The organism is Candidatus Hydrogenedentota bacterium, from assembly GCA_012523015.1.
Classification (GTDB): domain Bacteria; phylum Hydrogenedentota; class Hydrogenedentia; order Hydrogenedentales; family CAITNO01; genus JAAYBJ01.
On sequence record JAAYJI010000011.1, the window covers coordinates 1 to 6,601 of the forward strand.

The following is a 6,601-nucleotide window of genomic DNA, read 5'->3' on the forward strand; positions in this document are numbered from 1 at the left end:
CTCACTAAGCAAATCATTGAAACTAAGAACCCTGATTTAGAATTAATCGACGACTCGATTATGCATCATTACTATGTGAAATATTTCGAAAAGAAGGAAAAAAATGGCGAATTGGATTACCCGGTTAAATATGACACCACTTTATATCGTATGCTTTCCGACAACAAACTAGGGCGCGACTACTACCAAAACAGAACAGGAAAGCAGTTTCAGCATATGGTGCCACAGGCATTTCGAACTGCTGGTGAAGAGTTTTACGTAATAGAAAAAAACACAAGAACTGTGATTACTTTATTTAATAATACTAAAGTCGAAAAAAAGGAAGATCGGGTGGATAACCTGGTTGATGCCTACAATAAACAACCGAAAGATGTATTCACAAAAGAAAAGCTCAAGGTACTAAAAAAACTACAGCAATACTGCGTATCCTTGTTTGAACACGAGTACAATAAGCTTCGTAACGCAGGCGCCCTCCATCCCCTCGACGAGGATTCCGGTGTAATGTTGCTTTGCACGAGCTACTATTCACAAGAAACAGGGGTTATCTTAGAACCAATCCATAATTTTAATATTTGTTAGGAGGAAACACGTGAAGGATGATGTTTTGAAAACCATCGAGAAAAAGCGAAATTCCATTTCCTTTGAAGTATACGGAAGGTACGCCTTGTTTTCGGATCCAATCACCCGTGTGGGAGGTGAGAAATTCTCATACCAAGTACCCACATATCAAGCTATTAAGGGAATACTGGAATCTGTCTACTGGAAGCCGACCTTGGTTTGGCTGATAGATGCGGTGCGCATCATGAATAAAATCCAGACAGAAGGAAAGGGGATTCGCCCCATAAAAATGGGAGGTGGAAACGAGCTTGCCTATTACACCTATCTTAAGGATGTTCACTATCAGGTTCTTGCGCATTTTGAATGGAACGAATATAGACCTGAATTGTTGACCGACCGAAATGAAAATAAACACCACAATATTGCCAAGCGCAGTATTGAAAGAGGAGGCAGAAGAGATGTCTTTTTAGGCACGAGGGAGTGCCAGGCTTACGTTGAACCATGCGAGTTTGGCAATGGAGATGGTTTTTATGATGATTATGGTCAGCTCGATTTTGGATTCATGCTCCATGGAATTGACTACCCGGATGAAAATATGCAAAAAAGTTTCAATGTACGTTTTTTTAACTGTGCCATGCACGATGGAGTTATTATCTTTCCTCCACCGAACAGCCCTGTAATAAAACGACGAACTGTATTCGAAGAGCAAATTGTTAAAGAATTTGTGATCGGACAGAACCTTCTGTCAGTGGATGATGAAGTCGGAGAGGAATAATATGGGACTGTTTCAAAATCTATTGGAAACCTATGAACTTTCTGAAAATGCTATAGGTATCGCGGGGAGTGTGAAGGATGGTGTCATCGATGAGAAAAAAACTCTCTTACCCATTTTTCATACAACATTCAAGTCAACAATTTGTGTGAATTTAGCCCAACATGGTAAATTCTTGAGTGCCACTCGAGATAAAAAAGAGATAACAATCATCATTCCCTGTACAGAAGGTTCTTCAGGGCGTACCACGAATGTGGAAGCTCATCCACTTTGCGATCAATTGGATTACCTTGGTGGCATCAATAAGGCAAAAACTAAAAAATATTTATCTGAATTGAAAAACTGGAAAGGTCAAAATCCAAGTTTAAACGCTATACATACTTATATATCTGGACAGACCATCGTAGAGGATCTGGAAGGCAGTGCAATATTTAAAGATAATGAATACCAAGAACAAACAGATACTCCATTACATAACCGGTTGGATTATGAAAAGATAAGAAAATTGGGTGTTCGTTTCACTGTCCAAACCGGAGATGGTTTCATCAATGTCTGGGAGAGTGAAGAATTGCGCGATTTATGGAAAGAATATGTTTTGGGCAGCAAATCCTTTACAAAGTCTCTTTTCGATTACATTAGTGGTCTCGATGTAGGAAAAATTGCCACCCAACATCCAAAAAACATCAATTCAACAACTGGTAATGCAAAGCTTCTTTCTTGCAACGATAAGACAGAATTCACTTTTCGCGGTCGCTTTGCAAAACAAGATGATGCAATAATCATCGACTATGAAAACTCTCAAAAAGTGCATCAAATGCTGCGATGGCTCATTTCAAATTATGGCTACAATGTTGATAGCCAGGTAATTGTTGCCTGGGCAGTAGACGATAACAAGGAAGTTAACGAAAAATTATACGATAACTCGTATATTTTAATCGAGGACACACAAGCCGATATACAAACAGAAGGGGAAAGGCTCGAAGAGCTTAAAGGACAAGTTTACGCAGATTACGCAGTAAAGTTAAGAAGTGTTTTGCAGGGTTACAGAAACGCAAATGTACTGAAACAACATGCCCGAAAAATCTGCATTGCTGCCTTTGACTCAGCAACTACAGGAAGAATGGGACTTGTCTTTTATCAAGAGCTTTCAGAGGATGAATATCTTGGAAAAATCGTGCAATGGCACGAGGATACATCCTATTTTCTAACTGCCTGGAAAAAGCCTACTGATGATACCGTTGAGCTGAAATCATCTCGTGTTGAATATATCGGCGCACCTTCTTATGATGAAATTATCTTTGCGGTTTACGGAAAAGATCGAGGGGACAAATCCTACACTACATTAAAAAAGAAAACCCGAAAACAGCTGCTGGAATGCATGTTTGGTAACTTTGCTTTCCCGAAAAATCTGGTGGAAATGGCAGCAAACCGCGCCTCTCACCCTATGGGCTTTATGGATAAAAATGGCAAGTTCAGCGAAAATGATTGGCGAAAATCTGTCAACATAAGCTGTGCACTAATACGCAAATATTATAAAAAAGAAACGGAGGAAATTCCATTGGAACTGGAAAAAGAAAGAACAGACAGAGACTATTTGTTCGGTAGGCTGCTGGCGGTCGCTGACAAATTAGAGCGAACAGCACTTTACAAAGCAGAAAAGCAGGATACAAGAACAACCAATGCTCTTAAGCTAATGAGTGCCTTTCAGGTGAAACCTTATTCCACCTGGGGTCAGTTGTACAATCAACTGATTCCTTACAGAAATCAATTGTTTGGTGCGGGGTATTATCAATCGCTAATTGATGAGATCATGGTTTTATTCAAAAGCGGAGACTTTGAAAGTAACACCCCTCTTTCACCGTTATACCTTCTTGGTTATTCGGCTCAAAACAGAGCCCTGTTAAAAAAAGACAAAACTGAACAATCGGAGGAAACAAATGATGGCGACATTACAGAATAAAATCGACTTTGCACTTGTATTTACGGCAAAAAACGCAAACCCAAACGGCGACCCGCTGGGTGGCAACAGACCCCGCACTACCAGTGACGGTTTGGGCGAGGTTTCGGACGTATGTCTGAAGTGTAAAATACGCAATCGGTTACAAGAAATGGGAAACGCTATTTTTGTTCAAATGGATGATAACAAGACAGATGAAAAAAAATCACTATCTGAGCGGTTCAATCATTTTCTTGCTACTTTGGACAAGAAAGAACAGAAAGACAAGGAACTTGTTTCTGCGAAGGTTTGTGAACAATGGATGGATGTTCGCTCCTTTGGTCAGGTTTTTGCTTTTAAAAAAGGTAAAGACACTGCGGAAGTTTCCATTGGTATAAGGGGACCTGTCACCATCCAGGCTGCATTTAGTGTAGAACCTGTGATTATCGAATCTATTCAAATCACGAAGTCTGTCAATAGTGAAACCACTGAGGATGGCAGAAAATCTTCTGATACCATGGGTATGAAACACCGAGTGAGCCAAGGAGTGTATGTTACCTATGGCAGTATCAGTCCCCAACTTGCCGAAAAAACCGGTTTTTCGAGAGAAGATGCGGATGAAATTAAAAAAGCATTGGCAACCATTTTTGAAGGAGATGAATCTTCTGCGCGTCCAAGTGGCTCTATGCAGGTGGTAGAACTTGTCTGGTTTGAACATAATAACAAATCGGGTCAATATTCTTCTGCAAAGGTTCACCGCACCGTTAAAGCCGACAAAGATGGCAAGGTAACTGTTGAACCTTTGGAAGGACTTACTCCTGAACGCATAGAAGGATGACCCATCAAGAAGACGAACTGCTGCCGTTATCGGGAATTCACCATTTCCTCTTTTGCCGGAGGTCATGGGCGTTAATCACGGTTGAACAGCAGTGGGACGAAAACATCTTTACCATCAAAGGGCATGAATTCCACAAACGGGTTGACGATCCCTTTGAAAACCAGTCGGGACCCAGCTTGATCGTCTCGCGCTCCCTTCCCGTGCGTTCCTTCAAGCTCGGTCTCACCGGCGTCTGCGACCTTGTCGAATTTCACCCCTCAAAAGATGGCGTCAACCTCGCAGGTCATTCCGGTCTTTGGAAACCAATTCCCATCGAATACAAACGCGGGCTCCCAAAACCCGATGCCCGGGACGAAGTGCAGCTTTGCGCTCAGGCAATCTGCCTCGAAGAAATGCTCTCTGTCACCGTTGAAAGAGCGTTCCTCTATTATGGAAAAACCCGCCATCGCACCGAGGTCAGTTTGGACCAGCAACTGCGCGATTTGGTTACCAACTCCGCGAAAGAGATGCATCAGCTTTATGCCCGCGGCTACACCCCACAAGCACGCTATAAAAAAGAATGCAAATCATGTTCACTGGTGGAAATTTGCCTGCCAACCATCCAGACCGAAGCAAGCGATGTCAAAAAATATATACAGCGCTTTTTGGAGGAAGACCAATGAAGAAACTCGGAAACGTCCTCTATGTTACCATCCCCGAAGCCTTTCTTAGCCTCGAAGGAGAAACCATCATTGTCGAGGTCGAAGAAAAACCGAAAACCAGGCTGCCCCTGCTCAATTTGGATGCCATCGTTTGCTTCAATTGGATCGGTATCAGCCCAAAACTGATGGGGGCTTGCGTTGAGCGAAAAATAAATCTTACCTTCCTCACCCCCTATGGCAAATTTTTGGCAAATGTCTCCGGAAACATCCGCGGAAACGTTTTGCTACGCAGAAAACAATTTGCACTTGCCGAATCCAAAGAAGAATCCCTCTCTATCTCCAGGAACATCGTTTACGCGAAAATCTACAACCAACGAAAAGTTGTCGAGCGAACAATCCGCGACCATAGCATGGTCATTGATCAAGCAAAATTGCGGGATGTATCCGAAAAAATTAAACAAAGCATTCAGTCTGCCAAAGACGCCAAAGACACAGAAGAACTAATCGCCATTGAAGGCTATGTGGCGAAGCAATATTTTTCATGTTTTAACGAGATGATCCTACAACAAAAAGATGAATTTGCCATGAACGGGCGCAATCGCCGTCTGCCCCTTGATAGAATGAACGCTTTGCTCTCATTTTTATATGTGTTGCTGGCAAACGAAACCAGATCAGCCCTTGAGTCAATTGGACTCGACCCCTATGTTGGCTTTATGCACAAAGACCGTCCCGGCAGACCCTCTTTGGCACTCGACATAATGGAAGAATTCAGACCAATACTATGTGACCGGCTTGCATTAACCCTGGTCAACCGCCGTCAAATTTCACCATCCGGGTTTTTAATCAAAGAAAGCGAGGCGGTTTTGATGGATGACGAAACCCGAAAACAAGTCCTGACAGCCTGGCAGGAAAGAAAGAAGCAAGAAATAATCCACCCATATTTGAAAGAGAAGATCCCGTATGGCTTGCTTCCCCATGTACAAAGCCTATTACTAAGTCGGCACATTCGCGGAGATCTTCCTGAATATCCGCCATTCTTTATGGAGTAAACATGTTGGTGTTAGTCACATATGACGTAAACACGGAAAGCGAGGGTGGGAAAAAACGCCTCAGACGAGTCGCAAAAACCTGCCAAAGCTATGGCTTGCGTGTGCAAAACTCAGTATTTGAATGTTTGATAGACTATGGACAAGCCAGTCAATTGCAAATCAGGCTGGAAGAAATTATCGACAAAGAAAAAGATTCCTTGAGATTTTACTTTCTTGGTGATAAGTGGAAAGGAAAAGTAGTCCACATAGGTGCGAAAGCGATCACACCGATGGATGAGCCCCTGATATTCTGACTGCGAACAGCAAGTGATGCCGCTGTAGCCGAAAGGTTCGCAGGAAAAATCGATGAAAAGCTTGTAAAAACCTCTTGAAAAAGAAGGAAAACAAGTAAAAGAAAAATTGAACCCTTTTATATAGGGGTGGTAGAATATGGGCAACAGAGATGTTGCGGTCGCCTCCCTCGCGGAGGCGTGGATTGAAACAAAATTATGCTGATGCACTGCGCAAAATATTATTGTCGCCTCCCTCGCGGAGGCGTGGATTGAAACACCGTAAGGCTGTCTAAAATCCTTACACCATTCGTCGCCTCCCTCGCGGAGGCGTGGATTGAAACTGTTTATTTTCGTCTGTTTCGACAACAACTCGGGTCGCCTCCCTCGCGGAGGCGTGGATTGAAACTCTTCGTCTGCCACCGCTTTCACAGTGGAGTAGGTCGCCTCCCTCGCGGAGGCGTGGATTGAAACATAATCCAATACTGCCGATGGGTCTTTCAATGGGTCGCCTCCCTCGCGGAGGCGTGGATTGAAA

The 6,601-nt window shown here is 43.0% G+C and carries 7 protein-coding genes and 1 CRISPR repeat array; all 7 genes read left to right on the forward strand.

What is annotated here, in order from left to right; all coding sequences use genetic code 11:
- A partial coding sequence (locus GX117_00635) for a hypothetical protein (protein ID NLO31852.1) occupies positions 1 to 579 on the forward strand: 579 nt, incomplete at its 5' end.
- A 34-nt stretch (positions 580 to 613) separates the two neighbouring features.
- Entirely contained in the window at positions 614 to 1,333 is a 720-nt protein-coding gene (cas5c, locus tag GX117_00640) for a type I-C CRISPR-associated protein Cas5 (protein NLO31853.1), read from the forward strand.
- Position 1,334: 1 nt separating this feature from the next.
- Positions 1,335 to 3,290, forward strand: coding sequence for a type I-C CRISPR-associated protein Cas8c/Csd1 (gene cas8c, locus GX117_00645; protein ID NLO31854.1), 1,956 nt, complete (start codon positions 1,335 to 1,337; stop codon positions 3,288 to 3,290).
- The gene (gene cas7c, locus GX117_00650; protein ID NLO31855.1) at positions 3,271 to 4,104 is read left to right on the forward strand and encodes a type I-C CRISPR-associated protein Cas7/Csd2; all 834 of its coding nucleotides are present in this window, start codon (positions 3,271 to 3,273) and stop codon (positions 4,102 to 4,104) included. The genes cas8c and cas7c overlap by 20 nt, the downstream gene beginning before the upstream one ends.
- Positions 4,101 to 4,766 (forward strand): CRISPR-associated protein Cas4, encoded by a 666-nt coding sequence (gene cas4 / locus GX117_00655; GenBank protein ID NLO31856.1) that lies wholly within the window; start codon positions 4,101 to 4,103, stop codon positions 4,764 to 4,766. The genes cas7c and cas4 overlap by 4 nt, the downstream gene beginning before the upstream one ends.
- Positions 4,763 to 5,794, forward strand: a complete 1,032-nt coding sequence (gene cas1c, locus GX117_00660; GenBank protein ID NLO31857.1) for a type I-C CRISPR-associated endonuclease Cas1 — start codon at positions 4,763 to 4,765, stop codon at positions 5,792 to 5,794. Before cas4 ends, cas1c begins: the two co-directional genes overlap by 4 nt.
- 2 nt (positions 5,795 to 5,796) lie before the next feature.
- The gene (gene cas2 / locus GX117_00665; protein ID NLO31858.1) at positions 5,797 to 6,087 is read left to right on the forward strand and encodes a CRISPR-associated endonuclease Cas2; all 291 of its coding nucleotides are present in this window, start codon (positions 5,797 to 5,799) and stop codon (positions 6,085 to 6,087) included.
- A gap of 157 nt (positions 6,088 to 6,244) precedes the next feature.
- Positions 6,245 to 6,600: direct repeats of the CRISPR family, unit length 30 nt; unit sequence GTCGCCTCCCTCGCGGAGGCGTGGATTGAA.
- Position 6,601 lies beyond the last annotated feature (1 nt).